Consider the following 19,033-nt stretch of genomic DNA (forward strand, 5'->3'; position numbering starts at 1 on the left):
CCGCGCTCGATGCGCCGCTCCACCCACGCGGCGAACACCGCCGGGTAGTCATCGACCACCGTCATCGCGTGATCGATCTCACGCTGCACCCGCCGGTCCGTGGACCGCGCCATCCCCGCGGCCTCGGCAGCGACCGACCGCAGCTCCATGTCCGACGCCATCCCGCGAACCCCACCCTGCCGTGCCTCGCGCAACGCCGACCGGCCCAGCTCCGCGAGCGCACGCACGTGCGCGACCTCGCCGGCATGCTTGAGCGTCAACGCCTCCTCGAGCTCGGAGAACGCGGCGGCGTGCGGCGGACAGCCCGAACCGCCCACTCCGCCCGTCCCATCACCCGTTCGCATGTTCCCATCGTGCCACCGAGGTACGACATCACACACGAAGAAATATCCAGGTGAGGATAACTTTTCCGCCCTCCACGATGTGGAGGAACCGGCATCTGGAGCGTCCCGGAGAAAAAGTGGGGATTCGCGTCACGAAACCCGTCATCCGTCATCTCTCAGGCATGCACGCAACGACGAACGCACTCGGAGCACCGGATGGGGCTCGCGTGAACGCGCACGAGCCCCGCCTCGAGACCCGGGCGTCGCGACGGCGCGACCGGATCGGCGACGCCGTCTTCCGTGCGCCTCTCGGTGCTCGGCGGCGCGCGCGACGCTCGGCACCGGAGGGCGCCATCCGCCCCTCCGCGATCGAGATACGCGGGGCCACGGTCCGAGTGGTGTGGGGGTGGCAGGGCTGGCATGAGCGCACGTGGCAGCGCGGTCAGGTCGGATTCGTGTGCTCGTCGCGCACGGTCGAGGACGACGGTGTGCCCTCTCGCCTCATCCTCGTCGTCGACACGGCGCACGACGCGGGTGCCGTCACCGCCACGCTCGCGTGCGACGGGTTCGCTCCTGCCGCCTACGCGGCACTCACCCGTCACTTGCGCAACTTCGAGGCGATCGGCGATGCCGAGCGCGCAGCGACGGACCCGCTGGCCTGGGCCGGCTCTGCGGCTCCGCTCAGCGTCGACTCGCTACGATGACCGAGTTCTCACCCGAACTGGGGTCCGGGTGGTCTTCGAACGGATGGAACGCGGCCATGCCCAGCGAGCCGGTCTCCGACGACGCTCTGGTCGAGCGCGCCCGGAACCTCGACGAACGCGCCTACGGAGAGCTCTGGCTCCGCCACTCCGCCGCGGCGCATGCGGTCGCGCGCGCCTACTCGTCGCTGGATCCCGACGACGTCGTCGCCGAGGCCTTCGCCCGCATCCTGGCGGCGATCCGCCGGGGCGGCGGCCCGTCGATGGGCTTCCGCCCCTACCTGCTGACCGCGGTCCGGAACGTCGCGCACGAATGGGGTGCACAGCAGAAGCGGGTCTTCGCGAGCGATCTCGAGGATGCCGCAGACGAGGCCGCGCCGGATGCCGAGTGGTCGGCAATCGCGGGCTTCGAGTCGAGCGCGGTCGCGACGGCGTTCGCGACACTCCCCACCCGGTGGCAGGAGGCCCTCTGGTACAGCGAGGTCGACGGCCTGAAACCACGTCAGTTCGCGCCGCTGCTGGGGCTCGCGCCCAACGCGGCGTCCGCGCTCGTGCTGCGGGCGCGCCGCGGGTTCCGCGACGCCTGGGTGTCGGCGCAGCTGCGGCGGGCCGACACCGACGAGTGCCGCGAGACGCTCGAGCTTCTCGGCGCGCACTCCCGTTCGGGCCTGTCGAGACGGGACTCCCGCCGCGTCGACGCGCACCTCGCCACGTGCGAGGGCTGCGCGCTTGCGTGGGCGGAGGCGCGTGACATCTCGTCGCGTCTCGCGCTCGTACTCATCCCGCTCGTCGTCGGCATCCCGGCGACGGCCTCGTACTCCGCATGGACCCAGTCGGGTGCGGCGCAGGTCGCGACGTTCGCGCTGGGCACGGGTGGTGTCGGCGGCGGCCCCGGCGGGACCGCTCCGCCCCCGGTCGGCGCACGCGTCACCGCCGCTGCACGCACTGCATGGCGGCATCCGCTCCTCCACGTCGCCGCCGTGGCCGCGGCGGGTGCGGCGATCGCCTTCGCCGTTCCCGCTCTCAGCGCGACCGAGTTGCCGGCGAGCACGATCGAGGCCGAGCCGCAGCATTCCACGTCGCCGCATCTCTCCGACCGCGACGCCTCGGATGCCGACATCGCGACGCCCGCCACCGCGCCGCTCGAAGTCTCCTCGACCGAGGGCGGGAACGAGTCGGATGCCGCACCCCGCACACCGGTCGACACCTTGCGTCCCGCGTTCCCGAAGACCAGCCCCACGCCCACCCTCCCGACGCTCACCCCCGCGCCGGCACCGGTGGCGTCGCCGAGCCCCTCCGTCACGTCGACGCCGCGCCCGACGGTCAGCCCGAGCCCCTCCGTCACGTCGATGCCGCGCCCGTCCGCCACCGCCACTCCGACACCCACGGTCACGCCGACGCCGCGCCCGTCCGCCAGCGCCACTCCGACACCCACGGTCGCGCCGACGCCGCAGGCGACCCCCGCCCCGACGCCGCAGGCGACCCCCACACCCACACCCACACCCACACCGACGCTTCCGGCGCTGACCGCGCCGACGATGACGATCGATTCGAGCGCCGGGCCCACGGTCTACCCCCTCATCTCGGGCGCCGACGCCGAGCCCGCCGCCACGATCGAGATCGTCGACACCGACGGCGTGGTCTGGGCTGCGACGCGCGCCGACGAGGGCGGCGGATGGTCCGTCTCCGACCTGGCGGGGGGTTCCGATGCGACCGATCCCGCCTCCGCACTGCCGGCGGGAGACCACCGACTCTCGGCGCGCCAGATCGTGGACGGACGCGCGTCGCCGCTCGGCGCCACGACCCCCGTGACCATCGCCGCTCCCCCGGCCCTGATCGCACCGGCCGCGGGGTCCGCCGTCCGGGCGCGCGGGTTCGAGCTCGCGGTCAGCGGGCAGCCGGGCACTCAGGTGCAACGAGCACGCGTCGGCGACACCGAGCCCTGGCGCAGCCAGCTGATGCCGCTCGACGCCAACGGCAGATTCGTCTCGACGTTCATGGTGCCTGCTGGCGGCCCGGTCACCCTCGGCGTGCGATACGTCGACCCCGCCTCAGGACGATTCGGCCCCGCGTCGTACGTCTCGTTCCTGGCTTTCTGAGGGGCCGACGCGGCGCGATCGCGCCGCCTGCCGGTCAGTGCTCTCCGACGTGTCCGCTGAGGCGTCCATGCAGGGCGGATGCGGCCGGATCAAGCCCCTCGATGACGACGGTCTTGCCCTGGCGGGCGTACTTCCCGACGATGGCGTCGAGCGCGGCGACGGTCGACGCGTCCCAGATATGCGCCAGACTCATGTCGATGACGACGCGGTCGGGGTCGTCGGCGTACGAGAACTGGGTGGTGAGGTCGTTGCTCGAGGCGAAGAAGAGCTCGCCGGCCACCTCGTATCGCGCGGCGGCGCCCCGAGAGTCTCCGTCGTCGACCGTGCGTGTGACGCGCACGACGTGGGCGACCCGCCGGGCGAACATGATCATCGCCGCGACCACACCGAGCACGACGCCGATCGCGAGGTTGTGCGTCCATACGGTGGCGACCACCGTGATGAGCATGACGGCGGTCTCGCTCTTCGGCATACGCCGCAGCGTGGCCGGGCGGATGCTGTGCCAGTCGAACGTGGCGATCGTCACCATGATCATGACCGCGACGAGAGCGGCCATCGGGATGATGGCGACGACATCGCCCAACCCGACGACGAGGAGGAGCAGGAAGACGCCCGCGAGCAGAGTCGAGATGCGGGTACGCGCACCGGATGCCTTGACGTTGATCATCGTCTGGCCGATCATCGCGCAGCCGCCCATGCCGCCAAAGGCGCCCGAGAGGATGTTGGCGGCGCCCTGCCCGAGGGCTTCGCGCGTCTTCCGCGAGTGCGTGTCGGTGATGTCGTCGACGAGCTTCGCCGTCATGAGCGATTCGAGCAGTCCGACCACGGCCATCGCGAGGGCGTAAGGCGCGATGATCCGCAGAGTCTCGAGCGTCAACGGCACGTCGGGGAGGAGCAGGGCCGGCAGGCTCGAGGGCAGTTCCCCCTGGTCGCCGACCGTCGGCACCCGCCATCCGAAGGCGACCACCGCCAGGGTCAGCAGCACGATCGCGACGAGCGGCGCGGGGACGACCTTCGTGAGGCGCGGCAGCGCGACGAGGATCACGAGACCGGCGAGCACGAGCGGCCAGACCAGCCAGGGGATGCCGTCGCCGAACAGCTGCGGCACCTGCGCGAGGAAGATGAGGACGGCGAGTGCGTTGACGAACCCCACCATGACCGACCGCGGGATGAATCGCATGAGCCGCGCGACACCGAGCACGCCGAGCACGATCTGCACGAGGCCGCCGAGCAGCACCGTGGCGATGAGGTAGTCGACCCCGTGCTCGCGAGCCACTGGAGCGATGACGAGGGCGATCGCCCCGGTCGCGGCCGTGATCATCGCGGGCCGCCCGCCGAGGAACGCGATCGCGACCGCCATGACGAACGAGGAGAAGAGCCCCAGACGCGGGTCGACGCCCGCGATGATCGAGAACGCGATGGCCTCGGGGATCAGCGCGATCGCGACGACCAGCCCGGCCAGCGTCTCGCGCGTGAGCAGTCGTGGGCTTCGCAGCGCCTGGAGCACGGTCGGCTGGGTGCGATAGCGCGACGCGGGGTCGCTCTGTGGGGTGACGGCGGTCACTCTGCTGCTTTCTGCCGGCGGCGGCGAGAATGGGGTGTCGGCCGCGGAACCGCGCGCCGACCAGAATCTAACGTAACGTGAGGTTTGATGTCGAATCCCGACGGGGTCTCCATGCGCATCGGCGAGGTGACCGAGCGGACAGAACTGTCGTTCCGCACGCTCCGCCACTACGACGAGATCGGCCTCGTCACTCCGTCGGCCCGCACAGAGGGCGGCTTCCGCCTCTACACCGAGGGCGACGTCTCCCGCATCCTGCTCATCCGCCGGATGAAGCCGCTGGGCTACAGCCTCGACGAGATGCGCGACCTTCTCGATGTCGTGGACGCACTCACCGCCTCGCCCGGGGATGCCGACCTGCGTGCGCGGCTCGAGGCCATCCGTTCCGGCGCGGCAGAGCGCCGCGAGAGGCTGACCCGCCAGGTGGCGATGGCCGACGAGTTCATCGACCAGCTCGGCGACGTCTGACGTCGGCGAGCGCGCGTGCGTGCGCGCGTGCGTCTCAGGCGTAGGCCCGATGCACGTGCCATCCGTCCTCGAATCGGTACACGTCGAACACGAACGCGTCACCCCCACGGTCGGTCGCCTGGAAACGCCAGCCGTACAGCCCCCTCCGCCGGTCGTCGTCGGCCGCGAGCGACCACACCGAGTCGCGCAGACGGGTCGGCATGTCGCTCACGGTCCAGCGCCGCCCGCCGTAGAACATCCGCGCCGGGATGTCGTCGACGAGCCAGAGGGTGACATCGTGGGAGCTCGTCGTCTCGGTCATGGGATGAGAGTAGAACATCTCTTCGACACTCGCCAGGCCGCGTTGTGGATAAAAATACGAACGCGGCTCCTCCTGCCTAAGCTGGGGGAATGGATCTGCACAGCCTGTTCGGACTCGGCGGGCGACGCGCCCTCGTCACGGGTGGTAGCTCCGGCATCGGTCTCGCGATCGCCGGAGCACTGGCGACGGCCGGCGCAGAGGTCGTCGTCGCCGCACGCGGACGCGACCGCATCGACGAGACCGTAGCGGGCATCCGGTCGGCGGGAGGCCGCGCGGCAGGCCTGGTCGCCGACCTCTCGACGCGTGCGGGATGCCACGAGCTCGCCGACGCGGCCGGACCGATCGACGTCCTCGTGAACTCGGCGGGCATCAACATCCGCCCACCCCTGTCGGACCTCGACGAGGACGTCTGGGACGCCACGATGTCGGTCAACCTCGACGCGCCCTTCATCCTCGGACAGCGCCTCGCGCCGGGGATGATCGAGCGCGGCTACGGTCGCATCATCTCGATCAGCTCGCAGCAGGCGAGCCGGGCGTTCGCCTCGAGCGGGGCGTACGGCGCCTCGAAGGCCGCCCTCGAGGGGCTCGCCCGCTCGCAGGCCGAGGCGTGGACGGCCTCGGGCGTGACCTCGAACGTGCTCGTGCCGGGTTTCGTGCTCACGCCGCTCAACCGCCGCCTGGCGAGCGATCCCGGCGTCGTGGCGTCGCTCGCCGCACGGACCTTCGCCGGGCGCAACGGCCTGCCCGACGACTTCGCGGCCGCGGCGATCTTTCTGGCCGGACCCGGGTCGGCCTACGTCACCGGCCAGTCGATCGCCGTCGACGGCGGATTCTCCGTCCACTGACTCTCCGCGCCCCGGCCGGCGGGTGAGGTCACCTCACCCCGCCATATCAGGTGAGCGCTCCCACCGGAAGGCCTCCCCTCCGACGCCCCGCTCCGCAAGACTGAGGCGCGACAGCGAGAGCGCGGGGGATTCCATGACAGTGCAGGGCGAGACATCGTCGGCGGCCGCGGTTCTCGATGCGCTCTGGGCGTACGAGGCGGCGGAGGGAGCCATCCGGATCCGCCTGCGCGACTCGATGCTCGTGTGCGAGAACGACCTGCTCGCGCTCGAGAAGCTCATCGACGCGCAGGACCGCGACGTCGCGCTGACGCCGTCGAACATCACGCAGGAGCTCGGGATCTCGTCCGCCAGCACGACCGCGATGCTCGACCGCCTCGAGCGCTCGGGGTATCTGCGACGCCAGCCGCATCCCTCCGACCGCCGCAAGGTGTTCGTGACGCTCGGCGACCGTCCGGTCGAAGGCCTGCGTCGCTCCGGTTCCGACATGCAGCACCGGGTCGAGGACGTCATCGCCGACATGCCGGCGGGCTCCGCGACCGTGCTCGTCGATTTCCTCTCGCGGATGCGGCTCGCCGCCGAAGCCGCCTGACGTGACGTCCCCGGCACACGGGGCCGCCCTCTCCCGCCTGCTGCGCCTCTCCCGGCAGGTATGGGTGCGCGCTGCGGCCTTCACACTCATCGCCGTCGTGGTGGCCCTCGCGGCGGGAGTGATCGGCTCCCTCATCCCCGTCGAGCTCGTCATCGACCTCGGGCAGGATTCGGTCGGCTCGATCCTGCAGATCCTCGCCACCGCCATGCTGACCGCGACCACCTTCTCGATCACCGCGATGGTCACGGCGTACTCGTCGGCCACGACCACCGCGACCCCCCGCTCGACGCAGCTGCTCATCTCCGATCCGACATCCCAGAACGCCCTGTCGACATTCGTCGGCGCGTTCGTGTTCTCCCTCGTCGGGATCATCGCCCTCTCGACCGGCTACTACACCGAACAGGGCCGGACGATCCTCTTCGGCGGCACGCTCGTCGTCGTCGCGATCGTCGTCGTCACACTGCTGCGCTGGATCGCCCACCTCGCACGGTTCGGCCGCATGGCGGACGTGATAGACCGCGTCGCGGCGGCAGCCGAGGGCGCGCTCGTCGCGTACGCGCGCACACCGACCCTCCGCGCCCGCCGTCTCGTCGAGGTCCCCACGACCGCGGCGGCGGTGTGGTCGGACGCCGTCGGCTACGTCGCCCACATCGACATCGCCGCGCTCGATCGCGCGGCGCGGCAGCACGACGTCGACGTCTTCGTCGGGTCGCCGCCCGGCGCGATCGCGGACCGGACCCGCCCCCTGGCGCACATCGCACCGGCGGGTGGGACCGACGATCCGGACGGGCTGACGGATGCCGTGCGCCGGGCGTTCCGCCTGTCATCGCACCGCGACTACGAGCAGGATCCCCGACTCGGCGTCATCGCGCTCACGGAGATCGGCAGTCGAGCACTGTCGCCCGCGACGAACGACCCCGGCACGGCGATCGAGGTCGTCGCCGCACTGCAACGCGTGCTCACCCGGTCGCTCGAGACGCCGCCGGACGAGGACGTCGCGTTCGAGCGCGTATTCGTCGAACCGCCCCGCGTCGAAGACCTCGTCGCCGACGCCTTCCGCCCGCTCGCGCGCGATGCCGCCGGCCTGCTGGAGGTGCAGATCCGGCTGCAGAAGTGCCTCGCCGCCCTGGCCGCGGCGAGCCCGGCCCACTGGACGCTGTTCGAACGGACGGCCGCCGACGCGATGCGGCGGACCCGCGGCGTCATGGACGGCGCCGATCGACGCGTCCTGCGCAGCGCCGCCGCATCCGCGTGGCGGCGCCCGACCCGCCGCTGATCAGCCGGCGATAGCGGCGGTACGGCCCTCGGGGGCGCCGAGCGCATCGCTCTTCGGCGACGGCGCCCAGCCGAACAGGAGCGCCGCCGTGGCGAATGCGACCGGTCCGACGAGGTGGAACACCTGCGACAGGGCGGAGACGTCGCCTCCGGACGTCGCGAACGTGTCGGCGATCGACATGCCGATGCCGAAGCCCGCGAACAGACGCAGGAACAGCGCGACGCCGATGATGCCGAGATAGAGGATGCCGAGCCGGCGCGGTGTGAGCCACGCTCCCGCCGTGGTCGACGCCCAGACCGTCACCGCCGTCGCCGCGAGGAACCAGACGATGCCCCACACCGCCACGGCCGACCCCGCCGCCTCCGGCACGAAGCCGTCGGCGGCGATCATCTCGCGGTAGATGGCGTCGATTCCCACGCCGGGCACCTTGGCCATCGGATTCCAGACGAGCGTGTCGAGCCCACCGAGCACGAGCACGACGCAGACGACAGCGAGTCCGGTGAGCGCGAGAGGCAGCCGCCGACGCAGGGGCGAGGCGCGACGGACGAGGGCGAGGGGAGTCGCCCGCCAGGCGGCAGCGAGCCCCACCACGATCCCCGCGGTCGTGAGCCCGACCAGGCCGGCCATGACCTCGCCGGTGATCGGCAGATTCCCGGCGACGACGAGTGCGGCGAGACCGAGCGCCGCGCACGCGAATGCGATCCGCGCGGTCAGGGCTCGCGAGAGCAGCGCCGCGGAGGCGAAGAAGAGCGCGGCGAGCACGGCTGCGGCGGCGGCGACGACGCCGACCGCCGACCGCGCGCCGTCGAGCGTCGCCGCGAGCGCGGGCGGCAGCGCGGCGGCCGTGTCGTCGACTCCTCCGCCGGTGATCCAGAGGGCGACCGTCACCGTGACGACCGCGGCCACGAGCGCCGACCCGCGTCTGCTGAGCCGACGGGGCGCCGCCCCGCGGGGCTCGCCGGTGAGCACCGGAGCATCACGGTCGGCCGTCAGCGCGACCGCGATTGCGCCGCGAGCGACGTCGGCGGGTCGCATGCCCGCTTCGGTGGCCCCCGCCGCATCCGCCCGCCACTGCTCGAGGTGACGGGAGCGCGACGCGGCGGGCATCGTGCGGCTCACCGCCCGCAGTACGAGGTCGAGGCTCATGCGCCCGCCCCGGCCGCTCGCGCTCCCCACGCTCGGGTCACGGCGAGCATTGCGCCGGCCGGGGTGAGGGTGGTGCCGGCGGCGCTGGTGGAGCGCGTGGTGCCGGTCAGGCCGGTCGGGCCGGTCGGGACGCGTGCCGGGTCTGCTTCGGCCGCGGCTCGGCGGCGCTGCATCCGGACCAGATGCGCGTCCACGGCGGCGCGGGCCGCGGTCAACCCGCCGGGCGTCAGCCGGTAGAGACGTCGGCGCGGGCCGCTGCGCCCGCTGTCGAGCTCCCATTCCGACGTCACCCACTCGAGCGACTCGAGGCGTTCGAGGATCGGGTAGACACTGCCGGCCGGCCGTCCCGTCCGGCTGACCACGAGCAGCCCCCACACCGGCTCTGGTTCGCCGATCAGGGTCTCGAGGACATCCACGGTCGCCGGGGTCACGCGTCGCAACGGCTGCATACCCCGCACTCTATCTCTACATACCTAGAGTTCACCCGCGCCCGCCGCGCCGGGCCTGCGCGCCGGCCGCGCCCGCCGCGATGCAAGAGATCGGATGCAACACCCCGGCCACAATGCCCTCACCCCGGGGTGTCTCGCACAAACCCTTGCACCGCGGCACGAGCCCACCCCGGGCCAGCCCACGCCCGCCTGTGCCGTGCCGCGCCGGCCGCGATGCAAGAGATCGGATGCGACACCCCGGCCAGGATGCCTCTCCTCCGGCGTGCCACCACGAAACCCTTGCACCGCAGCACAAGCCCACCCCGGGCCTCACCCACGAAACCTTGCATCGCAGCACAAGCCCACCCCGGGTATCACCCACGAACCCTTGCACCGCGGCACGAGCCCACCCCCGCCATCACGCACGAACCCTCGCACCGCGGCACGAGCAGGGCCACGGTGCCCGAGATCAGGGGGCGACGACGAGCACGCGGGCGATCTCGCGGCGGCTCGAGACCCCGAGGCGTCGCATGATGTTCGCGACGTGGTAGTCCACCGTGCGCTTGGAGACGTGCAGGATGCCGGCGATCTCGCCGCTCGTGTACCCCTGCCCGACCGCGAGGGCGACCTTGCGCTGCTGGTCGGTGAGACGGGCGACGGGGTTGGCGCCACCGGCATCCCGCAGCAGCTCCGCGGTGGTCTCGGCGACGACCTCGTCGTAGCGCGCTGCCAGTCCCGCCGCGCCGAGCTCGGTCAGTTCCGCACTGGCCTCCTCGTAGACGGCGAGCGCCCGGACGGGGTCGGGCCTGCCGCGGGTGCCGAAGCGGCTGTAGTAGATGCCGGCGACGATGCGCACCCAGGCGCGTCCGAGCGGGTCGTCGTCGAGCGAGAGCCGCGACAGCGCGCGCGAGACGGCGGTGGCCGCTTCGGGATGCCGCTCGTCGTACTCGGCCAGGATCGAGACGTACGCCCAGTAGTAGGCCGATGCCTCGGCACCTTTTTCGCGTCCCCACTCCGCGACGCCGCTGCGGAACTCGTCGATGCGCTCGAGGTGCCAGGCGGCGAGGAGCGTCAGCATCCACCATTCCTCGTGACGGTAGGGCTGCCGGTACCCGGGCTCGGCCGCGTCGTCGAGCGCGCGTCGGAGTTCTCTCCAGTCGCTGCGGGTGATCGCGACCATGATGCGCGCGTGGGTCAGCACCATCTGCGCGAGGAAGACCGGAGTGTCGCGGCAGAGGCGGTCAGCCCGCTCGAGCACCGGCCCGCTCGCCTCGAGGTCGCCCTGCAGCGCCAGCAGCAGCCCATGGACGGCGAGCGCCTGCGATTCGAGCCAGTCGTATTCGACCGATTCGGCGGGAGCATCGGTGCGGCGGACAACCTCGGCGGCATCGCGCCATCGCCCCTGTCGGATGCGCACGAACGCCAGCTCGACGTGTCCGTGCACGCGCACGCCCGGCCGCCACGACGGCGCGAGGCGGGCGCCCCGGGCGAGGTTGATCGCCGCTTCGCCGAGCCGGCCGTCGGCGTGCTCCACGCTCCCCAGGCAGATGAGCGCGAGCGCATGATCGGCGGTGAGGCTGTTGCGCATCCGCAGGGGCGCGAGCGCGTCGGTGAGCGCCCGCCGAGCTTCGGTTCCCGAGTCGGTGTGCAGCTCGACGAGGGCATCGAGACCGAGGAGATCGAAGGGGATGTGCACCGCGACGCTGTCGCCGCGCCCCCCGGCGGCCTCTTCGGGGATGGCCGCGATCGCGCCGCGCGCCGCGTCGATGCAGCTGCGGGCGTGAACCCAGGCGGCGGAGGCGGCCGCGCCCGTCGCGAGGTACGCGAGCAGCAGCGGCAGCAGGCGCCCTTCGCCGCCGAGCGGGTCGGATGTCGCGTCGGCACCGCTGCCGGGACAGATGGCGGCCACGCGGGCCATCGCCCCGTCGAGGTCGGTGTCGGCGATCTGCAGCACGGCGAGCACACCGTCGCGCAGCACGCCGGTGGGCATCTCCGTGATCTCGGCGCGATGCTCGACGAGGAGATCGGCGCGATAGCCCCGGAGCGCGATGGAACAGGCGAGCGCGAGCCCATCGGGATCACCCTGCGCATGCGCGGTCAGGGCGAGGCTGACCGCGGGCTCGGTCTCGCGCCGCAGCCAGGCAGCCCGAGCCTCGGCGATGAGCTGGTCTGCCGGCATACCTATCCTTCGGTCGTGCTCAGTCTGTCAGCTGGCCGGATACCCGACTCAGCGCTTGCGCTCGGGGGCGCGCGTCCGTTTCGTTCGGGCGGTGCCGGTCGGATGGGGGCGTATGCGGCCGGGCGGGGAGCCCGGCCTGGCAGCACTCGCCCGCACCTGCGCGAGGATGCGGCCGCACCTGCCAGGTGAGCGCACTCCGCATCCGCCCGACGCGGGTGTGCGACGATGCCCGGGTGCCTGAACAGGATCGCCGCGAGCTCCGTGAGCTGTGGGAGCGCGTCTACGGTCGGGATGCCGACGCCGCCGGGGCCGCGATCGCATTGCAACGTATCGAGCATCTGCAGCGTGCCGCGACCGCCGCGAGTCATGACGCCCCGGCGGACGCCGACCAGGGAGCGGGTACCGGCGGTACCGGATCCGAGCGGGCGGATCTCGGGATCGTCCCGGGCGCGTCGACACCGACGAAAGAGCGTGACATCTCCTCGCCATCGACTCCCGATGGTCCCGTCCGATCGAGCGGGCAGCGAAGTGGGCTCCGCTGGGCCGTGGGCGCAGCAGCCGTCGGACTCATCGCTGGCGGCGCCGCCCTCGCGAGCTGGACGTGGGCGCGTGTCGATCCGCTTCAGGTCGCGACGCTGGCGGTCGACCCCGACGGCGAGTGGCCTTTCGAGTCGGGTCGGATCCCCGGCGACCTGCAGCGATTCGAGGACTTCCACGGCATCCCGATCGCCGCCGGCACCCGGCAGCGGGGCGATGTCAGCGAGGTGTGCATCGCCGTCTCACCGACCGAGAACTACGGAACGGTGTCGTGCGACGTCGCAGCCTTCGGCGCCCGGACGATCCACTCCGTCGGCGAGTTCCCCGCCTCGGCGCTCAGCGACCGCTTCGGCGCGGGCGCCTTCGTCGAATTCGCGTACGACGGTCGGCACGTCATCGTGCGCGTCAGCCCTCCCCGTTCCTGAGGTTGCCCCGCCTGGCAGCAGCCGCCGCCTCCCGACGGAGGATGCCCGCGGATGAGGGGCACAGGTGGCGGCCGTTAGGCTGACGTGGTCATCCAGCCCCGACGGAGAGAGCTCCCGATGTTCGAGATCATGACCGTCTGCACCGGAAACGTGTGCCGTTCGCCGCTCGCCGAGCAGCTCCTGCGCACGCGCCTCGCCGGGCTGCCCGGCACCGTCACCAGCGGCGGGACCTACGACATGGGGGGCGCGCCGATGCCCGATGAGGCGCAGCGCCTCGCGGTAGAGAACGGGGTCGCCGCCGACATGGCGAGCGCGCACCGTTCGCAGCTCATCTCCCCCGCGCGCCTGTCGTCGCCGGACCTGATCCTCGCGATGGCGCGCGAGCACCGCCGCAGCATCGTCGAGCTCGCCCCGAGCCGTCTGCGCGTGGCCTTCACGCTGCGCGAGTTCGCACGCCTCGCGGCCGACGCCTCGGACGACGAGCTCCGCACCGCCGCGGATGCCGCCGGCGACGACGCCTCGGCCCGCCTGCGCGCCGCCGTGGCCGCGGTCGCATCGCACCGCGGGATGACCCTGCCCCCCGAGTCACCCGACGACGACGATGTCATCGACCCCTACCGCCGCTCGTGGAACACGTACCAGCTCTCGGGCTCGCAGCTCGTCCCCGCAATCGACGAGGTCGTCCGCGTCGTGCGGCTCGCCGTCCCCCCCGCCTGACCCGCCGCACCCCCGGTCGACTCGCCAGGAAGTGCGGATGCGGCACCGCCGGCATCCGCTATTTCTGGCGACTCGACGCTGTAGCACCGCTGGCCTGCGCCGCCGGCCACCTCCCGGCGCGCACGACTCGCCAGGAGGTGCGGATGCGGCACTGCCGGCACCCGCGTTTCCTGGCGACTCGACGCTGCGGAGCGCGGCGCGGGATCAGGGGACGACGGTGCCCGGATCGGTACCCGGGTCCGTGCCGGGGTCCGTCCCCGAACCGGGATCCGTCCCGGAACCGGGGTCGGTGCCGCCGCCGGAACCGTCTCCGCCGCCCGTGCCCGGGTCGGTCGGGGTCGGATCGGGCGTGACGGTGTCGCCGCCGCCCGTCTCCCCGGAGCCGCCGCCGGTGTCGCCTCCACCGGCGCCGGGGTTGGTGAAGCCGCCGCCGGTGTTCCCGCCGGTGTTGCCGCCGGTGTTGTTCTGGGCAGCCTCACGCTCGGCGAGGATCTCGGCGATCGCGAGCTCGTGGTTGTCGCGCAGCGCGTCGACGAGCGGCGGGTAGGCGACCATCTCGGCGACACCGAAGCCCCCAGCCGCCTGCGCGGCAGGCACGGCGGCGGCCGCGGCGGTCACGGCGTCGCGGAACGACTCGAGCGCCTGACCGTACTCGGTGACCTCCACCTCGGCCGAGGCGGGGAAGCTGGCGCCGAGCGCCGCGATCGAGGCCGCGAACGCGTCGCGGAGGGCGACGACCTGGGCCCGCACGGTGCGGGTCTGCTCGGTGAGTTCGGTCAGCTGGTCGGACCGCTCGCGAACGAGGTCGATCTGGGCCCCGACCTCGCCGAGGTCGTCCGTGTCGATCGCCGGGCGCGTGTACGCCGCGGGTGCGGCGGGCGGCTCGACGGCGTCGAGGCCGGCACGCAGGTCGGCGACGGCCTGCACGGCGGCGGCACGCGTGGGCTCGTCGACGTAGCCGGCGATCGTGGCGAGCGCGGGCTCGACGGTGTCGGCATCCGTGCGGGCTTCGGCGACGAGCGCGTCGATGCGCGAGACGCCCGACTGCACCGCCTGCTCGCCGTTCGCGAGCGACGCCTCGTCGACCGACAGGGCGCGCAGGGCGGATGCCGCGGGGCTGGCGTTGGCGAGCTGGATGGCGCCGAACACCCCGACCACCGCGACGACGGCCACGGCGAGCACGGCGAACGACACGTTCAGCCAGTCGGTGCGCTTGTGTCCGCGGCGTGGCATCTTCGGCGGGCCCGACTGCCCGGCGACGTGCACGGGCGTGGCGGTCCGCGCGGCACCGTCGACGAGGGCGACGAGCTGAGCGGTCTCGTCGGGGCGGGCGACGGTCGCGGTCTGCTGCACGCGCGGCGGACCGACCAGAGCGGTGAGGCGGCGCTCGTCGACGAGGCTGTCGGCGACACGGTCCGTGTCGTCGCTCGAGCGGCGATCGTCGGTGAAGAGATCGGCGAGAGAGTTCATCGGAAGGGGCCTCGGACTCGGACTCGGGCGCACGAGAGGGCGCGCGGATGTCGGTGGAGCGTCTGGTCTCGTGAAAGGATACCCGGCGACACCGACGACAGGAGAACCGTGGAACTCCACGACTACATCCGCATCCTGCGCCGCAACATCGTGCTGATCATCGCGACCACGCTGATCGGTCTCGCTGCGGGCGCGGCGTCGGCGCTCGTGACGCCGCCGCGGTACGACGCGTCGACGCAGCTGTTCGTCGCCACGCAGTCGTCCGGCGGGGCCTCGAACAACGAGCTGCGCCAGGGCACGGACTTCGCACGCCAGGCCGTGCAGAGCTACGTCAACATCATCCCGACGGGCCTCGTGCTCGACCCGGTCATCGCCGATCTCGGCCTCGACGAGAGTGCCGCGCAGCTCGCCGAGCGTGTCTCGGTGTCGGCGACGCAGAACACCGTCGTCATCTCGATCACCGTGTCGGACCCCGGCCCGGAGGGCGCCGCCCGCATCGCGAACGCCGTCGCCGACAGCTTCACCACGGTCGTGGCCGAGCAGCTCGAGCGCTCGACGGCCGAGCGCCCGAGCCCGGTCCGCATCGAGACGGTGCAACCCGCCCAGGTTCCGGTCGACCCGGCCGCTCCCAACCTGCGTCTCGCTCTCGCGCTCGGTGCCCTCGTCGGCCTCGCCGCGGGCGTGGCCGTCGCGATCCTGCGGGCGGTGGCCGACACCCGCATCCGCACGGTCGAGGATGTCGAGAAGATCGTGCCCGCGCCGCTCCTCGGGGGCATCGCGCTCGACCCCGAGTCGAAAAAGCGCCCGCTCATCGTCGCGGCGTCCGCGCGCGACCCCCGGGCCGAGGCCTTCCGCGCCCTTCGCACGAACGTGCAGTTCCTCACGACGTCGGGCGGCCCGCTCGCCTTCGTCGTGACGAGCGCGAACCCGTCCGAGGGCAAATCGACCACGGCCGCCAACCTCGCCCTGGCGTTCGCCGAGACCGGCGCGAAGGTCGTCCTGATTGACGCCGACCTCCGGCGCCCCCGGACCGCCGAGTACTTCGGCATCGAAGGCGGCGTCGGTCTGTCCGATGTCCTCGTCGGCCGCGCGAGCCTGCTCGACGTGCTGCAGCGCTGGGGCCAGGGGACGCTCTTCATCCTGCCCTCGGGCGCCGTCCCGCCGAACCCCGCCGAACTGCTCGGCTCGACGGCGATGTCGCGGCTGCTCGACGAGCTGCGCACCGCGTTCGACGTCGTGATCATCGACGCACCGCCGGTGCTCGCGGTGACGGATGCCGCGGTCGTCGGCCGCGCCGTCGACGGGGTGATCCTCGTCGCGGCCGCCGGGTCGACGACGCGCGCACGACTGACGTCCGCGGTGAAGAACATCGAGACCGCCGGCTCGCACATCGCGGGCTCGGTCGTGACGATGCTGCCCACGGCGGGCGCCGACAAGACCACGTACGGGGTCTACGCCTACGTCGCCACGGGCGACTAATCGGGCCGGAATCGCCGCTGTCGGGCGTCCGGTGAGCCGTGTGGAACAATGACAGAGCCGTCGCACCGGACACTCATAGGGGGAATTACCACGTGGAACTCCGCGACTACCTGCGCATTCTGCACAGGAACTGGATCCTCCTTCTCGCTCTCCTGATCGTCGGTACCGGCGCGGGAGCGGCCTACGCGCTGCTCCAGACGCCCCGGTACGAGGCGTCGACGAGCCTGTACGTGTCGGTGCGCACCGAGGGTGCCGCCACCGGCGAGCTCGTGCAGGGCACGACCTTCGCCCGCCAGATGGTCACGAGCTACGTCGACGTCATCCCGACGTCGCTCGTGCTCGATCCGGTGATCGACGAGCTCGGCCTCGAGCAGACGTCCGCCCAGCTGGCGTCGCGCATCACCGCGACGACTCCGGTCAACACGGTCCTCATCAACATCGGCGTGACGGACACCGATCCCGAGCTCGCCGCGGCTATCGCGAACGCGACGGCCGAGAGCTTCACCACCGCGGTGCAGAACACCATCGAGCGTCCGGCCGACGGCCAGGGCACCAGCCCGGTGCAGGTCACCGTGACTCAGCTCGCGACCGCTCCCGAGAGCCCGTCGAGCCCGAACATCCCGCTCTACATCGCGGTCGGCGCCCTGCTGGGCCTCGCGCTCGGCGTCGGCTTCGCCGTGCTGCGCTCGGTGCTCGACACCCGCATCCACACGCTGCACGATCTCGAGCAGCTGACCGACAAGCCCATGCTCGGCGGCATCGCGTTCGACAACGAGGCGTCGAAGCGCCCGCTCATCGTTCACGCCGACCCGCGCAGCCCGCGCGCCGAGTCGTTCCGCACCTTGCGCACGAACCTGCAGTTCCTGAACGTCGAGGACGGTCCGCGCAGCTTCGTGGTGTCGAGCGCCGGCCCCGGCGAGGGCAAGTCGACCACGACTGCGAACCTCGCGATCGCGTTGGCCGAGACCGGCGCCCGCGTCGCCCTCGTCGACGGCGACCTGCGTCTGCCCCGCGTCGCCGACTACATGGGCGTCGAGGGCGGCGTCGGGCTGACCGACGTCATCATCGGACGCGTCCCGCTCGTCGACGCGCTGCAGAAGTGGGGCCAGAACCAGCTGTTCGTGCTGCCCAGCGGCCCGGTGCCGCCGAACCCGAGCGAGCTGCTCGGCTCGACGTCGATGGACAACGTCCTCGCCTCGCTGACCGAGCACTTCGACTACGTCCTCGTCGACGCGCCTCCGCTGCTGCTCGTGACCGACGCCGCCGTGCTCAGCAAGAAGACCCGCGGTGTCATCATGGTCGCCGCGTCGGGACGCACGAAGAAGCAGGAGCTGCAGGGCGCCTTCCGCACCCTCGACACCGCGGGCGGCACGCTGCTCGGTGTCGTCGTGACGATGCTCCCCACCAAGGGCCCCGACAGCTACGGCTACGGCGCGTACACCTACGGCTCGACCCATGTCGTCGATCAGGCGCCGGTGCAGCTGAGCCGCGCCGAGGCCCGCGAGAAGCGTCGCGCCGAGCGCAACGAGTCGACCACGGGCGCCCGCCGGTCGTGACGCGGAGGCGCGGCGCCGGCGTCGCGATCGCGTGATGGCCGGCGCCATGACGCGCGCTTCCGTGATCCGCGACGATCTCGTCGCCTACGTCGAGCGCTCGGGCTTCGTCGCCCACGGTCTGCACGTTCTCGCCGGTGCGGACGTCGCCGAGCACCGGTGGACGCCCGACATCCGGGAGGACGTGCACTCGGTCGCCAAGGGCGTGTGCGTGCTGGCCGCGGTGATGGCGGCCGACGACGGGCGGGTGTCGCTCGATGCGCCGGTCGCGACGCTCGTCCCCGACGTCGCCCTCGGGGCCGGCGTCGAGACCGTCACGCTGCGCCACCTGCTGTCGATGTCGAGCGGCATCGACCTGCCGTGGTCCGAGACCATGATGACCGACTGGCCCGACCTCGCCCGCGAATTTCTCGGGCGCCCGTCGCGCGGGCGCGTCTTCCAGTATTCCAACGCGAGCACATACACCGCGATGCGGGCTCTCAGCGGCGTGGTGGGCGATGTGGGCGAGTTCCTGCAGCAGCGCCTGTTCACGCCCCTGGGGATCGGCGACGCCGCCTGGGACCGGTGTCCGAACGGCTACATCGTCGCGGGCTCGGGGCTGCGCCTGCGCACCGGAGAGATGGCGCGGCTCGGCCGCCTCATCCGGGACCGCGGCGTCTGGCGGGGGCGGCGACTGGTCGCAGCGGAGGGGATCGATGCGATGCACACCGAGATGGTCCCCGCCGGGACGTCCCCCGCATACGACCGCTACGGCCTCGCGGGGTGGGGCGGTCCGGGCGCCGCCTGGCGGCTGCACGGCGCCTACGGTCAGCTGCTGATCTTCCGGGGCGACGCGGTCGTGACGGTCTCGGCCGACGACCACGGCGGCGCCGATGCGTTCGCCGCCCACGCCGTGGCACGGGTCGAGGCCCGCCGCGCCCGGTGACCCGGTACAGC

At 72.3% G+C, this 19,033-nt stretch carries 17 protein-coding genes and 1 pseudogene; 11 read left to right on the forward strand and 7 right to left on the reverse strand.

The window, feature by feature from the left end:
* A pseudogene (locus BLT21_RS14640) lies at window positions 1–344 on the reverse strand (hypothetical protein); the annotation flags it as partial.
* Between the two features lie 206 nt (window positions 345–550).
* Between BLT21_RS14640 and BLT21_RS14645 the strand changes: the two are divergent.
* Both BLT21_RS14645 and BLT21_RS15930 read left to right on the forward strand, forming a co-directional pair.
* Entirely contained in the window at window positions 551–1,027 is a 477-nt protein-coding gene (locus BLT21_RS14645) for a hypothetical protein (protein WP_091503552.1), read from the forward strand.
* Window positions 1,024–3,123, forward strand: a complete 2,100-nt coding sequence (locus tag BLT21_RS15930) for a sigma-70 family RNA polymerase sigma factor (protein WP_091503554.1) — start codon at window positions 1,024–1,026, stop codon at window positions 3,121–3,123. Before BLT21_RS14645 ends, BLT21_RS15930 begins: the two co-directional genes overlap by 4 nt.
* Window positions 3,124–3,157: 34 nt before the next feature.
* On the opposite strand, the gene BLT21_RS14655 is transcribed toward BLT21_RS15930, so the two are convergent.
* The gene (locus tag BLT21_RS14655) at window positions 3,158–4,687 is read right to left on the reverse strand and encodes a SulP family inorganic anion transporter (RefSeq protein ID WP_091503557.1); all 1,530 of its coding nucleotides are present in this window, start codon (window positions 4,685–4,687) and stop codon (window positions 3,158–3,160) included.
* Between the two features lie 87 nt (window positions 4,688–4,774).
* On the opposite strand from BLT21_RS14655, the gene BLT21_RS14660 reads away from it, so the two are divergent.
* Window positions 4,775–5,152, forward strand: coding sequence for a MerR family transcriptional regulator (locus BLT21_RS14660; protein ID WP_091503559.1), 378 nt, complete (start codon window positions 4,775–4,777; stop codon window positions 5,150–5,152).
* A gap of 34 nt (window positions 5,153–5,186) precedes the next feature.
* On the opposite strand, the gene BLT21_RS14665 is transcribed toward BLT21_RS14660, so the two are convergent.
* Entirely contained in the window at window positions 5,187–5,453 is a 267-nt protein-coding gene (locus tag BLT21_RS14665; protein ID WP_091503745.1) for a hypothetical protein, read from the reverse strand.
* 89 nt (window positions 5,454–5,542) lie between these two features.
* Between BLT21_RS14665 and BLT21_RS14670 the strand changes: the two genes are divergently transcribed.
* From BLT21_RS14670 to BLT21_RS14680, 3 genes are all read left to right on the forward strand, one after another.
* A complete protein-coding gene (locus BLT21_RS14670; RefSeq protein WP_091503562.1) occupies window positions 5,543–6,298 on the forward strand; it encodes an SDR family NAD(P)-dependent oxidoreductase in 756 nt (251 codons plus the stop codon).
* A gap of 133 nt (window positions 6,299–6,431) precedes the next feature.
* Window positions 6,432–6,887 (forward strand): MarR family transcriptional regulator, encoded by a 456-nt coding sequence (locus BLT21_RS14675; protein WP_091503566.1) that lies wholly within the window; start codon window positions 6,432–6,434, stop codon window positions 6,885–6,887.
* Window position 6,888: 1 nt separating this feature from the next.
* Entirely contained in the window at window positions 6,889–8,163 is a 1,275-nt protein-coding gene (locus BLT21_RS14680; RefSeq protein WP_176786938.1) for a DUF2254 domain-containing protein, read from the forward strand.
* On the opposite strand, the gene BLT21_RS14685 is transcribed toward BLT21_RS14680, so the two are convergent.
* The 3 genes from BLT21_RS14685 to BLT21_RS14695 form a co-directional block, all read right to left on the reverse strand.
* Window positions 8,164–9,309: a hypothetical protein gene (locus BLT21_RS14685; RefSeq protein WP_143024998.1), complete on the reverse strand. Its 1,146-nt coding sequence runs from the start codon at window positions 9,307–9,309 to the stop codon at window positions 8,164–8,166.
* A complete protein-coding gene (locus tag BLT21_RS15760; RefSeq protein WP_091503573.1) occupies window positions 9,306–9,758 on the reverse strand; it encodes a PadR family transcriptional regulator in 453 nt (150 codons plus the stop codon). Before BLT21_RS15760 ends, BLT21_RS14685 begins: the two co-directional genes overlap by 4 nt.
* Window positions 9,759–10,206: 448 nt before the next feature.
* Window positions 10,207–11,916, reverse strand: coding sequence for a LuxR C-terminal-related transcriptional regulator (locus BLT21_RS14695; protein WP_091503575.1), 1,710 nt, complete (start codon window positions 11,914–11,916; stop codon window positions 10,207–10,209).
* Between the two features lie 233 nt (window positions 11,917–12,149).
* Between BLT21_RS14695 and BLT21_RS14700 the strand changes: the two genes are divergently transcribed.
* Window positions 12,150–12,878: a hypothetical protein gene (locus tag BLT21_RS14700; protein WP_143024999.1), complete on the forward strand. Its 729-nt coding sequence runs from the start codon at window positions 12,150–12,152 to the stop codon at window positions 12,876–12,878.
* A gap of 129 nt (window positions 12,879–13,007) precedes the next feature.
* The gene (locus BLT21_RS14705; RefSeq protein ID WP_256336105.1) at window positions 13,008–13,595 is read left to right on the forward strand and encodes an arsenate reductase/protein-tyrosine-phosphatase family protein; all 588 of its coding nucleotides are present in this window, start codon (window positions 13,008–13,010) and stop codon (window positions 13,593–13,595) included.
* Window positions 13,596–13,799: 204 nt separating this feature from the next.
* Here BLT21_RS14705 and BLT21_RS15720 read toward each other — a convergent pair whose 3' ends face one another.
* The gene (locus BLT21_RS15720) at window positions 13,800–15,065 is read right to left on the reverse strand and encodes a hypothetical protein (protein ID WP_176786939.1); all 1,266 of its coding nucleotides are present in this window, start codon (window positions 15,063–15,065) and stop codon (window positions 13,800–13,802) included.
* A 108-nt stretch (window positions 15,066–15,173) separates the two neighbouring features.
* On the opposite strand from BLT21_RS15720, the gene BLT21_RS15725 reads away from it, so the two are divergent.
* From BLT21_RS15725 to BLT21_RS14720, 3 genes are all read left to right on the forward strand, one after another.
* Window positions 15,174–16,544, forward strand: coding sequence for a tyrosine-protein kinase domain-containing protein (locus BLT21_RS15725; protein ID WP_176786940.1), 1,371 nt, complete (start codon window positions 15,174–15,176; stop codon window positions 16,542–16,544).
* Between the two features lie 92 nt (window positions 16,545–16,636).
* Window positions 16,637–18,100 (forward strand): tyrosine-protein kinase domain-containing protein, encoded by a 1,464-nt coding sequence (locus BLT21_RS14715; RefSeq protein WP_091503584.1) that lies wholly within the window; start codon window positions 16,637–16,639, stop codon window positions 18,098–18,100.
* A gap of 46 nt (window positions 18,101–18,146) precedes the next feature.
* Window positions 18,147–19,022, forward strand: a complete 876-nt coding sequence (locus tag BLT21_RS14720) for a serine hydrolase domain-containing protein (protein WP_091503748.1) — start codon at window positions 18,147–18,149, stop codon at window positions 19,020–19,022.
* Window positions 19,023–19,033 lie beyond the last annotated feature (11 nt).

Source organism: Microbacterium sp. cf332 (genome assembly GCF_900102175.1).
Taxonomy (GTDB): domain Bacteria; phylum Actinomycetota; class Actinomycetes; order Actinomycetales; family Microbacteriaceae; genus Microbacterium.